This window comes from Clostridium minihomine, assembly GCF_900240385.1.
In the GTDB taxonomy this organism is placed as follows: Bacteria; Bacillota; Clostridia; order Oscillospirales; family Acutalibacteraceae; genus Faecalispora; species Faecalispora minihomine.
Genome location: NZ_OEQH01000003.1, coordinates 442,471 through 459,872 on the forward strand (window position 1 = coordinate 442,471; position 17,402 = coordinate 459,872).

Annotated in this window: 15 protein-coding genes; 1 reads left to right on the forward strand and 14 read right to left on the reverse strand. The window is 46.3% G+C overall.

The window, feature by feature from the left end:
• Positions 1 to 35: 35 nt before the first annotated feature.
• From C1A02_RS09135 to C1A02_RS09190, 12 genes are all read right to left on the reverse strand, one after another.
• The gene (locus C1A02_RS09135) at positions 36 to 743 is read right to left on the reverse strand and encodes a hypothetical protein (RefSeq protein WP_101697894.1); all 708 of its coding nucleotides are present in this window, start codon (positions 741 to 743) and stop codon (positions 36 to 38) included.
• 106 nt (positions 744 to 849) lie between these two features.
• On the reverse strand, positions 850 to 1,626 hold the full coding sequence (locus C1A02_RS09140; RefSeq protein WP_101697895.1) for a hypothetical protein: 777 nt from the start codon (positions 1,624 to 1,626) through the stop codon (positions 850 to 852).
• A gap of 300 nt (positions 1,627 to 1,926) precedes the next feature.
• Entirely contained in the window at positions 1,927 to 3,924 is a 1,998-nt protein-coding gene (gene ligA, locus C1A02_RS09145) for an NAD-dependent DNA ligase LigA (RefSeq protein WP_101697896.1), read from the reverse strand.
• A 6-nt stretch (positions 3,925 to 3,930) separates the two neighbouring features.
• Positions 3,931 to 4,587: a sporulation protein YunB gene (yunB, locus tag C1A02_RS09150; RefSeq protein WP_101697897.1), complete on the reverse strand. Its 657-nt coding sequence runs from the start codon at positions 4,585 to 4,587 to the stop codon at positions 3,931 to 3,933.
• Between the two features lie 130 nt (positions 4,588 to 4,717).
• Entirely contained in the window at positions 4,718 to 6,703 is a 1,986-nt protein-coding gene (locus tag C1A02_RS09155; RefSeq protein WP_101697898.1) for a bifunctional 4-hydroxy-3-methylbut-2-enyl diphosphate reductase/30S ribosomal protein S1, read from the reverse strand.
• Positions 6,700 to 7,347 carry a lysophospholipid acyltransferase family protein gene (locus C1A02_RS09160; protein ID WP_101697899.1) on the reverse strand — a complete coding sequence of 216 codons (648 nt, stop codon included), beginning with the start codon at positions 7,345 to 7,347 and terminating at the stop codon, positions 6,700 to 6,702. The genes C1A02_RS09155 and C1A02_RS09160 overlap by 4 nt, the downstream gene beginning before the upstream one ends.
• Positions 7,348 to 7,399: 52 nt before the next feature.
• Positions 7,400 to 8,068: a (d)CMP kinase gene (gene cmk, locus C1A02_RS09165; protein WP_101697900.1), complete on the reverse strand. Its 669-nt coding sequence runs from the start codon at positions 8,066 to 8,068 to the stop codon at positions 7,400 to 7,402.
• Positions 8,065 to 9,318: a BaiN/RdsA family NAD(P)/FAD-dependent oxidoreductase gene (locus C1A02_RS09170; protein WP_101698024.1), complete on the reverse strand. Its 1,254-nt coding sequence runs from the start codon at positions 9,316 to 9,318 to the stop codon at positions 8,065 to 8,067. Before C1A02_RS09170 ends, cmk begins: the two co-directional genes overlap by 4 nt.
• Positions 9,302 to 10,186: a MurR/RpiR family transcriptional regulator gene (locus C1A02_RS09175; protein ID WP_101697901.1), complete on the reverse strand. Its 885-nt coding sequence runs from the start codon at positions 10,184 to 10,186 to the stop codon at positions 9,302 to 9,304. The genes C1A02_RS09170 and C1A02_RS09175 overlap by 17 nt, the downstream gene beginning before the upstream one ends.
• 210 nt (positions 10,187 to 10,396) lie before the next feature.
• Positions 10,397 to 10,942: a hypothetical protein gene (locus C1A02_RS09180; protein WP_101697902.1), complete on the reverse strand. Its 546-nt coding sequence runs from the start codon at positions 10,940 to 10,942 to the stop codon at positions 10,397 to 10,399.
• A complete protein-coding gene (locus C1A02_RS09185; protein WP_101697903.1) occupies positions 10,933 to 11,595 on the reverse strand; it encodes a J domain-containing protein in 663 nt (220 codons plus the stop codon). Before C1A02_RS09185 ends, C1A02_RS09180 begins: the two co-directional genes overlap by 10 nt.
• Complete coding sequence (locus C1A02_RS09190) at positions 11,588 to 12,478, reverse strand: DUF5685 family protein (protein WP_101697904.1); 891 nt, start codon at positions 12,476 to 12,478, stop codon at positions 11,588 to 11,590. Before C1A02_RS09190 ends, C1A02_RS09185 begins: the two co-directional genes overlap by 8 nt.
• Positions 12,479 to 12,738: 260 nt before the next feature.
• On the opposite strand from C1A02_RS09190, the gene C1A02_RS09195 reads away from it, so the two are divergent.
• Positions 12,739 to 13,023: a zinc-ribbon domain containing protein gene (locus C1A02_RS09195; protein ID WP_101697905.1), complete on the forward strand. Its 285-nt coding sequence runs from the start codon at positions 12,739 to 12,741 to the stop codon at positions 13,021 to 13,023.
• Between the two features lie 129 nt (positions 13,024 to 13,152).
• On the opposite strand, the gene C1A02_RS09200 is transcribed toward C1A02_RS09195, so the two are convergent.
• Positions 13,153 to 14,433: a glycoside hydrolase family 18 protein gene (locus C1A02_RS09200; protein WP_101697906.1), complete on the reverse strand. Its 1,281-nt coding sequence runs from the start codon at positions 14,431 to 14,433 to the stop codon at positions 13,153 to 13,155.
• Positions 14,434 to 14,521: 88 nt separating this feature from the next.
• On the reverse strand, positions 14,522 to 17,365 hold the full coding sequence (uvrA, locus tag C1A02_RS09205; RefSeq protein WP_101697907.1) for an excinuclease ABC subunit UvrA: 2,844 nt from the start codon (positions 17,363 to 17,365) through the stop codon (positions 14,522 to 14,524).
• Between the last annotated feature and the right edge of the window lie 37 nt (positions 17,366 to 17,402).

Here is a 17,402-nt window from a genome sequence, read left to right on the forward strand (position 1 = left end):
TTAGAATCTCTGAGAAAACTATTAGATTCCTCTTTTTAATTTTTCAAGCTTGGAGCTAAAAGGTCAATCAACGTTGAAAATATCTCATTAGACTCATTTGCACCATATAATAGGCAATTAAAATTCAATTGATTGATCTTTTCAAAAATATTACCGACCATACTGCGGGCTGCTATTTCCTCAATTCTGGGGATATCGGCTTTCGGCAGTAAAACTTTCATAGCCTTTGTTTGCAAATCTGTCATCTCAGAAATAAACTGAGCTTTTTCTGATAGTTGATTTACTGCTTGTTCTGCAATATTGTTTCTGCGGTTTTTTGCCTGCTCTAAGAATTGGCTTAAAAGATCATTTCGCGTGGGGTCTTGATTATTCTGAATAAGTGTTTGACAATATTCAATATCTTTGTCACATTCTGCGAAGATCTGACTGTATGCGTTAACCATATGCAAATAATCTTGCTTATAGTTTTGCATAATGTTCTGATACGCTTCTACACCAGTGTCGGATTTCGTTCTGCCAAAATATTCTTCTGACCATTCAAACACATCACACACTATTTTAGAATTAGGGATGGGGGAATTAAGAGCCACTTTATCACTAGCGGTTAATTTCTCTCGTATCTCTACATAATCTGTTTGCTGATTGAATACTTCTTTCAAATTGACACTTGGAAGCGATGCTGTTTTTTTATCAATACTATTATAAAAGGTTGTATTTATCTGATCTGTTATCATTTTATTCATAACATCACCCTTATTTTATTGGACTCTATACCATTTCAGTGTAGAATCATTACCCACTGTAGTCCATATCCAATTATTTGCTAATAAAACTGTATGTTATTAGATTTTAGAGAGCCATGCGGTAAATCCGAAGGATAATTTCTTGAAACAGTATTGTCCTAAATAATTGAGGTTCAGACTCTCCATTCTGAGCCATGTTCAAACCATCATTATAGTTCATATACCGTCCATTTTCGCTATCTGGAATTGGATTTGTCGGCGTATAAGTATTTAATTTAACTTGAGTAATTGCATTATAATCTACTACTTCAATATTAAAAGATACTATGTTTGATAATCCCCCATGTTCATCTTCAACTTGAAATGTCATTGTGTATATACCCGGAGAAGAAAATTGGGTAATAAAACCCATTCCGTCGATTTCTTTAATAATTGTATTTTCCGGTAATCCTCCAATAGTCATATTTATTATGTCATCACCATCGGGATCATACGTAAACGCATCTTCCCCATAAGCATATAGCCAAGCTATCTGAGTTTCTTTCGTAACCTTACCATTATATAAGCTTTCTTCATTTAATATGAGATATTTTAAATCAGCAATTGGAGGTGTGTTAGTTTGTGTTGATAACAAAGTTTTTTTTGAATCGCTGTTATTATTAGCTTTCCGTGTAATAGATGAGCTATTTGAAAAATCTTTAGAACTATCAAAATCACTATTTCTTTTTTTATTACCGCTTATTTGGTAGCTAATAGTGTTTTTCGCGGAAGAAGTATTTTCTAAAAGAATTTGTCCCAGTATATCTTCAGTCATCACACCTATAGAATTCTCTTTAATTTGTAGAGTAGACATTCCGATTTTACTAACCGGATTCTCTATCATTTTTTCATTGTTTATATCCTTCCTTCTAAAATTTAAAGTTTTTATAATTATATACTGTAAAATATAAAAAATAATGTGAATAAATCACAAAAAATAAATAATCTTCCAAAAATCTTACGAAACCTGTTTTGATAGGTAATTTTTATGTTGAAAGCATCCATTCCAATTTTAAGAGTTGACGAACTCTCAGATACCCAGAAAAACAGGAATAAAAGAACAGCGCAGCCTTTAGGTTGCGCTGTTCTTTTCTAAGATTTCCTTGATTTGTTTAAACAAAAAATAAGTTCTATAAAACGAAGCTTACTCTTCCGTAACAGATTCCTCAAGCATAGCCAAAAACTCCGCTTCGCTTAAAACAGGAACATTCAGCTGCTGGGCTTTCACCAGCTTGCTTCCGGCTTCTTCCCCGGCAATTACATAGCTGGTCTTTTTAGATACGGAAGAAGAGGTTTTTCCGCCAAAACGCTCCACCAGCTCCCCTGCCTCCTGCCGGGTCAGCGTGGGCAACGTTCCGGTTAATACAAAAGTCTTGCCGGCCAGGCGCAGATCCTCCACTGCATTTTGGGCTGCCATGTTTACTCCGGCTTCTTGCAGCCGGGAAAGCAAATGAGCCGTCCCTTCCAAATCAAAATAAGCACGAACACTTTTTGCCATAATGGGGCCAAATCCTTCGATTGCAGCCAATTCTTCTTCGGCCGCTTCTAAAATCCGAACCATACTGTGAAAGTGCCCGGCCAAAAGCTTTGCCGCTTTGAGCCCTACATGGGGAATTCCCAGCGCATAGATCAAACGGTACAAATCATTTTGTTTTGAGCGCTTTATGGCAGCTTCCATATTTTGCGCTGATTTTTCTCCCATACGTTCCAGTTCCCGAACTTTTTCCATCGAAAGAAAATACAAATCAGCCGGAGAGGATATCAGTTGATTTTTCACCAGCTGTTCCAATACCGCCGGGCCAAGCCCGTCCATATCCATGGCATCGCGGCTGGTGAAGTGGATTAAATGGCGCAGCAATTGCGCTGGACACTCTGTATTGGTGCAGCGGGTGGCCGCTTCATTATCATCCCGCACCGCAGGACTGCCGCAGGAAGGGCATATCTGAGGAATCTGGTAAGGCTTGCTGTCCGACTCATGAGAAACTACCGAAACCACTTCAGGAATGATGTCCCCGGCCTTTCGCAGAATAACGGTATCCCCAATTCGGATATCCTTCTCTGTGATAAAGTCCTGATTGTGCAGTGTCGCCCGGCTTACGGTGGTGCCAGCCAAAGTCACCGGCTCAAACAGACCGGTTGGGGTTAAAACACCGGTGCGCCCTACGTTAATTTCAATATTCAAAAGTTTAGTGGGCTTTTCCTCCGGTGGGTATTTAAAAGCCTGTGCCCATTTGGGGAACTTAGACGTACTGCCCAGCGCCTGACGCTGAGAAAAAGAATTAACCTTAATCACCGCACCGTCAATGGAATATTCCAAAGAGCCCCGCATTTCTCCAATCTCCCGCACTGCCTGCAAAACCTGTTCCAAGGTTTCGCATTTGCGGTAAAAAGGCGTAACCGGAAATCCCAGCTTTTTCAGGTATTCCAGTGCTTCATCATGATAAGAAAGCTCTGTTCCCTGAATCTGCTGCACATTAAAAATAAACAGGTCCAGCTTTCGCTTGGCCGCAATGCGCGGATCTTTCTGCCGCAAAGAACCGGCCGCCGCGTTGCGGGGATTTTTAAAAGGCTTTTCCTGATTCAGTTCCAGTTGGGCGCACAGTTCTTCAAATACGCTGTGAGCCATATAAACCTCGCCCCGCACCTCTAAAAAGTCGGGACTCTCTTTCAGCTTTTGCGGCACAGAACGGATGGTGCGAATGTTTTCGGTCACATCTTCCCCCACCAGGCCATCTCCCCGGGTGGAACCCCGTTCATACACGCCGTTACGGTATTCCAGTGCCACCGACAATCCATCAAACTTAGGCTCCACAATATAAATGGGATTTTGCACCACAGACCGCACCCGGCGATCAAAATCCGCAATTTCTTCCTCAGAAAAAGAATCCTGAAGACTTTCCAGCGGCACAGTATGAGCCACCGGAGTGAATAGGTTCATTCCTTTGGCTCCCACTTTTTGAGTGGGGGAGTCCGGAGTGATCAGCTCCGGAAACTCCTCTTCCAGCTCTTCCAGCCGCCGATACAGGCGGTCATACTCATAATCCTCAATTTCCGGAGCATCCTCCGTATAATATTTTTTATTATGGTATAAAAGCTCCTGCCGCAGCCCGGCGGCTTCTTCTTTTGCTTTTGCTGCGTCCATGAATGATTATCCTCCTAAAAATAACTGCGGCACATCCCCTACGATTACGGTTTCCGCAATCAGCACGCTGGTTGTAACATCTGTTGCCGTATGAAGTCCCGGAATAAATGAATAAATTTCTGTATGTAGCTCCAGATAAATCTGATGCCTGGTCTGATTGATGCCAGCCGATTCAAAGCTGGTTTTAAAATCCGATGTCACATTCCCTTTCAGTGTAATAATCAAAGGGACATCTGGGCCGCGCCCATGCAAAAGGTGGCTGCCCAGCAGTGTTCCCAAAGGAATTCCGGATTTGATTTTCCCTTGCTGCAAGTTTTGCTGAACCAAACTGGTGATTTGCGCTTTGACCTCATTCGTCTTTGCCATATTGGTGGTGATGGTCAAAACCTTTCCATTACTGTCCCGTTCTAACGCAATTAAATCATCGTATGTTATGTTTTCCTTATTCAGCTCGTTTATCACACTTTGATTCATCGCCGATACCGCGGTTTGCCGCGCGGTGTTCGCGGTCAAAGATTCCACCAGCGGAACCAGCTTAACTTCCAGAAAAATACCGGCGGCCAAAATCCCGATCATAAAGAAAATAAGGCCTTTGTAATTTTTTCTGTTCTCTCCTCGATACGGTGCATTTGAGGGACGGTATCTATGCCATCGTTTCATCATGAATCCCCCCTGTATTCCAGTCCTTTTTCTATAATATACAGGGATTTTTCGAATGGTGAATCATTTCAGGCAAAAAGGGCACAAAGAAAGCAAAGCCTCTTTGTGCCCTCCAATTCAGTTGGGTTGCGGATTATTCCTCAGTGGCGGGTGCCTCTGCGGATTCCTCACCGGACGCTGCCTGCTCTTCCAGATAAGCACGGATAGACAGGCTGACGCGGTGCTTGTCAAAATCAATGTCAGTAATCTTAACTGTTACCTTATCACCGGTTTTCAGCGCATCCTGGGGTTTCTCAATTCTGTGATCAGCAATCTGAGAAATGTGAATCAGGCCGTCAATGCCGGGAATAATTCTGGCAAAAGCGCCGAATGTGGTCAGGCCGACAACCTGAACCTCTGCGGTGGTGCCCACGGGATAATCTCTCTTGAGAATTTCCCAGGGGTTGTCTTCGCTGCGCTTGTAACCCAAAGAAATCTTGCTCTTTTCCTGATCCAGACCCTTGATGTACACAGTAACTGTGTCACCCACATTCACAACCTCAGAAGGATGTTTGATGCGGTTCCAAGACAGCTCAGAAATATGAACCATACCGTCGATTCCACCCAAGTCCACAAAGGCACCGTAAGCGGTCAGGGATTTCACCACACCGGTGTACTCCTTGCCTTCTTCGGCAGTCTCCCAGAACTTGTCTGCCAAGAGTTTTCTCTCATCCTTCAGAACGGAACGGATAGAGCCAACTGCACGGCGGCGCTGACGGTTCACTTCAATAATGCGGAACTTTACTTCTTGTTTCAGCAAAGCATCCAGCGGATCATTGCGGGAGGCAGTAGCCTGAGAAGCGGGAATAAACACACGCACACCCTCGGTTACAGCGATTACGCCGCCCTTGATAACCTCTGTGACAATGCCGGTCAAAACTGTCTCATTTTCCTCTGCTTCGGCAATGATTTCCCAGCCCTTCACAGCATCCAAACGCTTTTTAGACAGCATAATGGTGCCTTCCTGATCGTTGGTGCGCATGATCAACAAATCCAGCTCATCACCGATTTTCACCAGATCCTCCGCTTTTGCGTTCGGATCTGCGGAAAGCTCAGACAGCGGCACAAAGCCAGCCTGTTTTCTGCCAACATCCACATAGATCTCGTTAGGGGCGATGCCGACAACAACGCCGCGTACCTTCTCATCTGTATTTAAACTTTTTAAGGATTCTTCCAGCATCTCCTCAAAGTTGGATTCGGCAGACTCCTGCTCCGTGAGACCCGCGCCTTCAATAATTTCTGTCATGGTATCAAGTACCTCCTTTATTATGCTTGCGGGTGTAGAGGCACCCGCAGTTATACCGATGGAAACGGCCCCTTTTACGGCCTGCAGAGGAAGTTCCTCCGCCTTTTCAATCAAGTAAGTAATGCAATTCTGCGCACAGACATCCTGCAGCTTGGCCGTATTGGAGCTGTGTCTGCCCCCGATTACCAGCATCAGATCCGATTTTTGAGATAATTCTGACGCTTCGGATTGTCTTTGAACAGTTGCATTACATATTGTATCAAAAACAGTCGCATTTGTACATACCTTTTTTAGGATTTGCAAACAATTTCGCCATTCCTCCAGACTAAAAGTTGTTTGCGCGATAATACATACATCCTGACTGGAAAATTCCGGGTGTTTTTCCAGTAAATCAGCCAATTCCGGGGCATTTTTAAAAATATATGGGGGTTCCGAACAGTACCCCACCACGCCCTCTATTTCAGGGTGGCGCGGATCCCCCGCGATAAGTACCGTTTGTCCCGATTGGCTGGCTTTTGAAACAATACGGTGAATTTTTCGCACAAAAGGACAAGTGGCATCGGCGCAGTCCAGCCCCCTGGCCCGAATTCGATTTAGCACAGATTCAGCCACGCCGTGGGAACGAATAACCAGGGTGCCGCCTTGCGACACCTGATCGGGATCGTCTACAATCTGCACACCCCTTTGTTCCAGCCGACTGACTAACTGGGGGTTATGGATAATCGGCCCCAAAGTATACACCTGTTTTCCCTGCTCCAGCAGCTGAAAAACCAATTGAACCGCCCTGTCCACGCCAAAGCAAAAACCTGCGGACTTGGCTAGCTGGATTTTCACGAAGTGACATCCCCCTCCAGTTTTTTTGGTGTTTGCCCACAATCGCGCAGTTCTGCGATTTTAGACATCACCAAACGGCTGGCCTGCCGGTATTCCTTGCCGGAACCCTTTTCGATTCCAAGCTGTTCCGGCTGAATCAACGGACCGCACACAATATCTACCCGATGAAACAGCTTGGGGAAAATGCCCTTGCGCCCGGTAATGCACACCGGCAAAATCGGCGCCTGACTGCTGTGAGCCAACATTACCGCACCGGCTTTGGGCTGCTGAAATTCCCCGTCTTTTGAGCGGGTGCCTTCCAGAAAAATGCCGACAACCTGCTCCTTCTGCAAAAGCTCCTGTGCCAAATTAATGGCAGCAGAATCCCCTTTGCCGCGGCGCACTGCAAAAACACCTGCATGGTTAAAAAAAAAGCTGACCAATTTATTGTGAAATAATTCAGACTTCGCCATAAAGCGAATTTGCCGTTTGCCCGCTACTTCGGCCAACAGCACCGGATCCTTAAAACTCAGGTGATTCGAGCAGATAATGACCCGCCCGGACTGAGGCATATGTTCCTGATTATAAATTCGATAGGGCATGAAAATCCTAAAAAAAGTCAAGGCAAGGGATTTGCCTATCACATATAACGAGTCACGTTTCACCAAAAAACTTCCTTTCCCTATGGTTAGGTAAGAGTATTTCCGGCTGCTCTTTTTACGAAAGCCGGGTGCGAATCACTTCCAAAAGCTGTTCCACCGACTGTTCCAGTGTATTTCCGGTGGTATCCACCAAGATGGAGTCCGCAGCCGGAACCAAGGGGGAAATCTTGCGCGTGGAATCCTGTTCATCCCTGCGGCGAACCTCTTCTGTTACCGCAGCAAGATCCGCCGAAAGCCCCTTTTGACACATTTCTTTCCATCGCCTTTTGGCGCGTTCTTCCAAAGATGCGGTCAGAAAGATTTTAAGCTGTGCCTGCGGCAGCACCACCGTGCCAATATCCCTGCCATCCATCACCACATTATGCCTGTCAGCAAGCCCCCGCTGAAGCGAAAGCAAAAACTCCCGAACCTCGGGAATGGCCGACACTCGGGAAGAAGCTGCAGAAACCTCTGCTGTTCGCAGCGCTTCTGAAACATCCTCATCCCCCAGCAGAACCCTTTGATCCCCGTCTTCCCTATGCTGCAGGGAAATCCGGATTTCCTTTAACAGGGGAATCACATCCTCAGCCCGGCCGGGATCTTTCCCCAAACGCAGTACATACAAGCCGATGGCTCGGTACAAAGCACCCGTATCCACGTATAAATATCCCAGTTGATGCGCAACACACCGGGCAATTGTGCTTTTTCCTGCCCCGGCGGGGCCATCAATTGCGATTGCGTTCATGATTCAGCCTCCTTCACCGCTTCTGCTGCCAACTGCCCTGTTGCAAAGGCAATTTGCAAATTAAAGCCCCCGGTATAAGCATCCACATCCAAAACTTCACCTGCAAAGTACAATCCCTTTACAAGTTTGGATTCCATGGTTTTGGGGCTGATTTCTTTCACATTCACACCACCAGAAGTGATAATCGCTTCTTCAATGGGACGGAATCCCTGCACAGCGATCGAAAAATCCTTGAGCAGTCCGGCAAAATCACGGCGTTGTTCCCTGGTAATACCGTTACATTTGGTTTCGGGGGTAATTCCGGAACGAGCCACCAAAACAGGAATCATTTTTCGGGGCAAAAGTGCAGACAGAGAATTAATGAAATCTTTATTGCTGTTTTCTTCAAAATCCCGCTGCAGCCGAGCATCCAGACGCTCAAGGGAAAGAGCCGGCTTTAGATCAATCGAAATTCGGTATACCCCCGGATTCATTTTGCGCATATGACTGCTGGCACTCAGAATAACCGGGCCGGATAATCCAAAATGGGTAAACAAAAGCTCACCGAAATCTTCATAAATCAGCTTTTGTTTTTCATAGACCCGAATTGCTGTGTTTTTCAGTGCTAATCCCTGCATTTCTGCACATTCTTTTCCCTGAGTTTCCAAAGGAACCAAAGAAGGCCGCAAGGGAACAATGGTGTGCCCGGCTTGCCTTGCCAAGGTGTAGCCGTCGCCGGTCGAGCCGGTACCAGGATAGGACTTGCCGCCACAGGCCACGATGACCTGCCGGGCAAAAAATTCTGTTCCATCCTGTAAAACCACACCGCGAACCCCTTCGGGTTCCAAAAGCAGTTTACGAACATTACCGTGCATAATTCTCACATGATTCTGCTGCAAAAAACGGGTTAGGGCATCTATCACGTCTGAGGCTCGATCGGATTCGGGAAATACCCGCTGCCCCCGCTCTGTTTTCAGCGGCAATCCCAGTTCTTCAAAAAATCCCATGACAGACTGAGGGGGAAACTGAGAAACTGCACTGTAGAGAAAACGTGGATTTGTGGGCACTGCGTCGATAACATCTTGCACCGAGCAGTTGTTGGTCAGATTACACCGGCCTTTTCCGGTGATTCCCAGTTTGCGGCCCAAACGCGTATTTTTTTCAATCAGCAGCACCTTTTTGCCCAGCTGAGCAGCGGTTCCCGCTGCCATCATGCCGGCTGCACCGCCGCCAACTACAATTAAATCGGTTTCATCATTTTTTTGAGTCAATTTCTTTTTCATCCACCTTTTCGTAAACTCCATACTCGTCCCAGATATTTTCCAGACGATGGAGAACATCGGTCACTTCTTCTTTCTTCTTCAGCGTAACCATTACAATCAGCGCATTAATCAAGCTAAGGGGTGCCACAATTGCATCCACAAAAGAAGCCATGTTGCTGCGGGCCAAAAGCAAAAAATCCGCCGGCGTCGCCAAAGGCGACAAAACGCTGTCTGTAATGGCAATTACCTTTGCACCCCGGTCTGAAGCAAAATGCATTGCTTTAACCGCCCGTTTGGAATACCGGGGAAAGCTGATGCCAATGACTGCATCGGAATCGTTGACGCGAATCATCTTTTCAAAAATTTCGGCTTCACTGGTAATATCCACCAACTGGACATTTTCAAAAATCAGACCAAAATAATAGGATAAAAAAGTTGCCAGCGCCAAGGAACTTCTGGCGCCCAGAATATAGATTTTCCGCGATTCCGCAATGGCATCCACCGCCGCATAAAAATCTTTGCGTGAGGTTTCTTCCAAGGTTCTGCGAATCATGTCAATGTCCTGATTCATAATGGAAGATAACACATCTGCGTTACCCATATTATTGATCGTCACGTCAATTCTCTGTACTGAAGTCAGCCGGCTGCGAATCATCTCCTGCATGGCCTGCTGCAATTCCGGGTAACCGCTGTAACCGATCTCAGTGGCAAAGCGCACCACCGTGGATTCACTGACCCCCACCGTAGAGCCCAGCCGAGAGGCCGTCATATAAGCCACTTTGTCATAATGCTCTAAAATATATTTTGCGATCAACTTTTGTCCCTTTGAGAACTCCGGCATATGATTGATAATTCTTGCCGTCAGCTGACTATTCATAATCCTGCATTCCTCCGCTCATTTCACATTCATTTCCTGTAAGCCCACAAGAGAACCAAAATCTTTTCATTCATATTAAATCTTAATCCTGCAAAAATCAAGAGAAAATTAGAAAGTTTCTTGAAATTTCGATTTATTTTTGCAGGAAATCTTAAAATCTCATGCAATAAAAAAGAAAACTGCCCGAAGGGCAGCTTTGTATTCCTGTTTTTATTTTTTAGTAAGCCATTGGCGGGCAAAAGGATGAAGTCTTTGATAATACTTCACCACAAGGCCAGACAAAGTAACATCATAAAGCAAAAAAACAAAATTCCCGGCCAACAGCAGTACCAATGGAGTTGCACTGCCAAACACCAAAAAGCTTTCCATTGGAATGCCTAAAATAGAAACTGCCAGAAAAAATCCTGCAATCATTGTTACATTAAAGACACAAAATTTTAAAATCCAAGCAACTACAGAAAATCTGAGCCGTTCCAAAAGAGCTTTTAAAATGGGATAATACCCAAAAAACAAGATATAAAGCACAACCGCCTCTTTATCCCCTGCTAAAAACAAAGATAAAAGAGAAACAGCACCATACACCGGCCACGCCCAGCGAATCCCCATCTCGACCACAACTACCATACAAGGCAGCCCGGCCAACGCAGGCAAACCATAGGTTGCAATTGGAATTAGTCCTGTCAAAAACATTAAAACAGCCGATAATGCCACGGCCATTCCACAAAAGGCAACCTGAGCGCTTTTATTTAGCAGCATGGAATCAAATCCCCACCCATACATTCACAACAGGAATCCGCACACAACAGCGCACAGCAAGTGTCACAGGAAGAACATCCTCCCGCATTGCCATAAGAAGTATTATAGCCGCCATACATGCCGCTTCGCTGATTCATAGACTGGTTTAAAGCAGCCCGGAATTCCAGATTATTGGGGTCCATCTGGCAAGCCCGCGCAAAGTGATTATGGGCTTCTTCCAGCCACCCCCGCTTGTAAAGAACGGTTCCTTTCAGGAAATACCATTCCCCGTTGCGGCCTTCCAGCGGCACACCGTTCAGAATTTGCTCCGCATCCGCGATGCGGCCGGCCATAATCAGATTGCGGACATCGCCAAAGCCGGAGGGTGCAGCACCACCGCCATAACCATAGCCGCCATAACTGTTCTGATAACCGCCATAGCTTCTGGAGCCCTCGTTAAAAGGTGCCCCACCGCTGTTTTTATTTTTTCTGAGGCTCATAATTTGATCATAAGCTTCATTGATTTCTTTCATTTTCTCGCTGGCCAAGTCCGCAATCGGACTTCCCGCATAATTATCCGGGTGATATTTTTTAGCCAGCTCCCGGTAAGCGGCCTTCACCTGTTCATCCGTTGCCGCAGGAGAAACCCCCAGTATTTTATATGGATCAGACATCGTTTTTCTCCTTTTCCCATTTTTGCATAAATTCTTTTTGCATTTGCGGCAGGCCAAGACAAACAATATTCGTCAGGATTGACGCAAACTGCCGAAGATCCAGCAGCTGAAACGCGGCAATTGCCTGAGAAACCGTCATGTTTAACACTTGATTGCACCTGTCGGCAGCTTCTTTCATCTGCTCATCGGTGCTTTGGGTGGTTAGTCCATAGTCACGCACAAAGGGATTGAACGCATTTTTTTTCAAATCCTTTGGTATATCGTCGGCGGCATCCATCAAATAAACCCATCGGCCTAAAAAATATCCAAACTGCTCCAGAATACGAAATTCCGGACTATCCGGTTCTGTCAGTTGAGAAAAAACGCCGGAAAGCATTTGAGCGGTAGGTTCTGCACAGGCATCCAGCGGCGGATCTTTTTGCTGTTCTGTCTGCCTTTGTAATTCCATAGCCTGGGCAACCGTACCTTCCAGTGCAGGAAATTCCCGCGCGGCTTTTTTATGTGCCCGGCTGGCAAAAGGAAGAAAAAAAACAGCCCTGATTCGGGAAGTCCAGCCCGGATCCCTCAGGTCATCCTTCACTTTATAATATGTCATAATCGCAGACAATGCAGAGGCAAACACCAGTTCGGGCTGTTCCCCTTTGTTAAAGGTGCATTTTTTCAGGGGATTGACAACGCATCTTCCCTTTTCAAACCCACAGCACTCATCAGAGCGAGACATCATCAGCATCGCCAGAAACGTACAGTCATAGCTTAAAGTCATTCTGGCCATAGCACCATAGCTTTTACCCAACTGCCTGCACAGGGAACAATAAACACCTTTATACTGCTCAAATTCCCGGACAAGCAGTTCGGATTGTTGGGGTTTGATGTAACCGAACACATAATTCTCCTCACATTGGCTTGTACGATATATTTTACTATATTTTAAGCCTTTATTTAATTAATAATCTGTAAATTTTTTCACTTCTGTCGAAAAGCGTCGATTATTTAGGGCATAGACCGTATGATTATAGAAATTTTTTACAAATTTTTACGCCAAAACAGCTGAAAATGCATTGACAAACATTCTGCTTTCCCATATAATGAATGCAATGCCCGCCATGGTAGGGTATAATTAAACAGAACGAGGTATCATATTTCATGTACGAAGACAAAATTTTAATTTGCAAAGACTGCGGCGCAGAATTCGAATTCACCGCCGGCGAGCAGGAGTTTTATGCGGAGAAGGGCTTCACTAATGAACCCCAGCGCTGCAAGCCCTGCCGTTCCAACCGTAAGGGCTCCAGAGGCGAGTCCTCTGAAAGAGCTCCCAGAGAAATGTTTGAGGCAGTCTGCGCATCTTGCGGTACCACCTGCAAGGTTCCTTTCCAGCCCCGCGACGAGCGTCCTGTTTTCTGCAGCGACTGCTTTGCGGCAAGAAGATAACCAAAAGGGTTTGACCGCTATTATAGATAGGTCCCCTCGAAGTTTATTTCATCATTTCTGAATTAAAAAATGCGCTGAGAACGCGCAGGCTAAGCCTGTCGTTCAAGCGCATTTTTTTGCGTTTCAGTGTCAAAAGGCAAGGATGCGGTACAACGCATTGAGCACCAGCCAATTTTGCGGAAAAGGCCGCATTAAATTCCAATACCCCACCCCAAGGAATCCGTATTCCGGAATTAAAGCCAGCTTACTCCGAATACTGCGGGCATCTTCAAACCAAACCTCGTGGACTTCTCCCTGATTGTTGGTGTATTGAAAATGCGGAGCCTGTGCTCTTTCATCAAACAAGATTTCCGCACGGTATTCCCGGGCAAGGCGAACTGCCTCTATATTCGAAATAGACTGTGCCCGAGTGGTTCCCCGAACAAAAGGCAAAGGCCAGTCATAGCCATAATTAGGCATTCCCATATAGATTTTATTCCGTGCAATCTGGGTCACCGCATAATCTAACACCGCGCGGATATTGGGAATTGGTGCCACCGCCATGGGCGGACCATAGGTATATCCCCACTCATATGTCATGAGCAGCACCGCATTGGCCGCAGCCCCCAAGCCGCCGTAATCGTGCCCTTCGTATAAAAGCCCCGGCTGATCGCTGGAGGTTTTCGGCGCCAGCGCCACAATCACCTCAAAACCTTCCGCATTAAAACGGGTGGTAGCGTTTTGAACGAACTGCACATACCGATCGCGATCCGTAGGATAAATAAACTCAAAATCCACATCCATACCTTTATAATTTTTTTGGCGCATAGTGGTAAGAACATTATCCAAAAGGCGATTTTGCACCTGCATATCATTGAGTGCACGGTGGGCCAGTTCATTGCTGAATCCACCGTCTTCCGTTAATGTGGACAGATGCAGTAAGGGGGCAACCCCATATTGCCGTGCAATAAAAATGAGTTCTTCATCATCCAGTGGAATCAAATCGCCGTCAAAGGTAAATCCATAGGTAAAAGGCGTTGCATAGGTCATAAAAGGCATGGTTTGACGGTATAGCGTTCGATCCACAAAAGGATATGCATATCCATTTACCCGCATATCCCCCAAACGGGGCTGTTCAAAAGAAATAACCAGGCGTTCTCCGGGATGGATCCTGTTCAAGGCACCCAATTTGGTATTATTGCGATATAGCTCATTTACGGTAATTCCGTACTGCTGCGCAATAGAGTAAACCGTTTCTCCTGCTTCTACCACATGAACCCGGCGCGGGAATAAAATGACAAGGGTTTGCCCGACCACCAAACGGTTGGGCTCCCCCAACTCATTATACTGAATGATGTCGCTGGCAGGTATCCCATATTGATTCGCAATCGAATTTATGGTTTCTCCCGGCTGAACCACATGAATTGTCATAAACAACGCTCCCCTTTCCCCTTCTCATAAATATATGAAAGAAAAAAAGGAAAGTATGCGTAAAATCAGTGCAAAAGCACGGCAGGGATCACTCCCGCCGTGCTTTTGCCTGTTCCAATGCTTTTTTCAGATATTTCCCGGTATAAGAAGCGTCCACCTGAATGACCTGTTCCGGTGTTCCGGTGGCCACCAAAGTGCCCCCCTTATCTCCGCCTTCTGGCCCCAAGTCAATAATATAATCTGCGGTTTTAATCAGATCCAGATTGTGTTCGATTACTACCACGGAATTTCCCGCATCCACCAGCTTTTGAAGAACCTGAATCAGCCGGTGCACGTCTGCCACATGCAGCCCGGTCGTGGGCTCGTCCAAAATATAAATGGTGCGCCCGGTCGGCCGCTTCGACAATTCCGTCGCCAGCTTAACCCGCTGGGCTTCACCGCCTGACAATGTGGTGGCGGGCTGGCCAATTTTGATATAGCCCAGACCCACGTCATAAAGGGTTTGCAGCTTTCGTTGGATTTTGGGGATGCTCGAGAAAAACTCCAGCCCTTCCTCCACGGTCATTTCCAACACATCGTAAATATTTTTTCCCTTATAGCGAATCTCTAACGTTTCTCGGTTATACCGTTTGCCTTTGCAGATATCGCAGGGAACATAAACATCGGGAAGAAAATGCATCTCAATTTTTAAAATTCCGTCGCCCTGGCAAGCTTCACAGCGTCCGCCCTTGACATTAAAAGAAAAACGTCCGGAAGAAAACCCGCGCAGCTTAGCATCCTGAGTGGACGCGTACAGCTCTCGAATATCCGTAAACACACCGGTATAAGTGGCCGGGTTGGAACGGGGCGTACGCCCGATCGGAGCCTGATTAATTTCGATTACCTTATCCAGCTCTTCCACTCCCAAAATTTCTTTGTGGGCACCGGGGCGGGTTTTCGCGCCATTGAGCTGACCGGCCAATGATTTATATAAAATTTCATTGATCAAAGAGGATTTTCCCGAACCGGACACCCCGGTTACACAGACAAATTCTCCCAATGGAATTTCCACCGTCAGGTTTTTTAGATTGTTCTGGGTGGCTTTTACAATCTTTAACTTCTTACCGTTTCCTTTTCGGCGTACCTCTGGAATTTCAATCCGTTTTTTGCCGCTGAGATACTGGCCGGTAATGGAATCCTTGCACTGAATAATATCCTTGGCCGGCCCGTTATAAATTACATGGCCGCCGTGCACACCCGCACCAGGGCCAATATCCACAATGTGATCGGCGGCCAGCATGGTGTCTTCGTCATGCTCCACCACCAACACCGTATTGCCCAAATCCCGCAGGTGCTTGAGGGTGTTGAGCAGTTTATCATTGTCCCTTTGATGCAGCCCGATGCTGGGTTCATCCAAAATATACAGAACGCCCATCAAAGAAGAACCAATTTGCGTGGCCAGCCGAATTCGCTGGCTTTCGCCACCGGACAGAGTTCCTGCCGAGCGGGACAAAGTCAAGTATTCAAGCCCTACACTTTGCAAAAAGCCCAGCCGGCTTTTGATTTCTTTCAAAATCGCTTTGGCAATCATGCTTTCCCGAGGAGTCAGCTCCAACTGATCCAAAAAGCGGAGCGCCTCAGAAACCGATTTTTCACAGAAATCGCTGATATTGACCCCGCCCACCGTTACCGCCAGACTGGTGGCGGAAAGGCGTTTTCCGTGGCACTCATCACAGGGAATGGCGCTCATATAAGACTCAATTTCTTCTTTGATCCAATTGCTCTGCGTATCCCGAAAACGGCGCTCCAGATTATTGATGACACCTTCAAAATCGGTTTTATAGTGCCCCTGACCGTACTCGCTGGTACGTTCCAGTTTGATTTTTTCCCCCTTGGTACCATACAGTAAAATGTCAATGATCTTTTCCGGCAATTCTCCCAACGGGGTATCCAGAGAAAATTTGTAATGCTTTGCAAGACCATTCATGTACATCATGGCGATGCTGCTGCCTTCCATCGCCCAACCGCTGGCCTTCAGACCACCTTTGCTGATAGAAAGTTTCTTATCCGGAATAATCAGTGCCGGATCAATTTTCATAAACACGCCCAAACCCGTACATTTGGTGCAGGCGCCAGCCGGGTTATTAAACGAGAACATCCGGGGGGTCAGTTCCTCAATGCTTGCTCCGTGTTCCGGGCAGGCATAATTTTGAGAAAACAAAATATCTTCGCCGTCCACCACACTGATCACAATCAGCCCATCGGCTAAAGATGCCGCCGTTTCTGCCGAATCGGACAATCGGGAACGGATGTCCGAATGAATCACCAAACGATCCACTACAATATCAATGGTATGTTTTTTGTTCTTTTCCAGCTGAATGGTTTCAGACAAATCATATAAAATGCCATCCACACGCACGCGCACAAAGCCGCCTTTGCGTGCAGCTTCCAGTTCTTTTACATGTTCGCCTTTGCGGGCTCGAACCACCGGGGCCAAAACTTGAATCTTAGAACCCTCTGGCAAGGCAAGTACCTTGTCAACTATTTGATCGATGGTCTGCTGTCGAATCTCTTTGCCGCAAACCGGACAATGCGGAATCCCGATTCGGGCATACAGCAACCGCAGATAGTCATAAATTTCTGTTACCGTGCCCACTGTGGAGCGCGGATTTTTAGAAGTGGTTTTTTGATCAATCGAAATTGCCGGGGACAATCCCTCAATGTAATCCACATCCGGTTTGTCCAGCTGCCCCAAAAACTGCCGTGCATAGGACGACAGAGATTCCACATAACGGCGCTGCCCTTCCGCATAGATGGTGTCGAAAGCCAAGGAGGATTTTCCGGATCCCGAAAGGCCGGTCAGAACCACCAGTTCGTCACGGGGGATTTCAATGTCAATATTCTTTAGATTGTGCTCTCTGGCGCCTTTGACCAGAATGTTTTTTGCTGTCATAGGATAAAGCCTCCGAAGCCAGTTTGAATTTCATCCA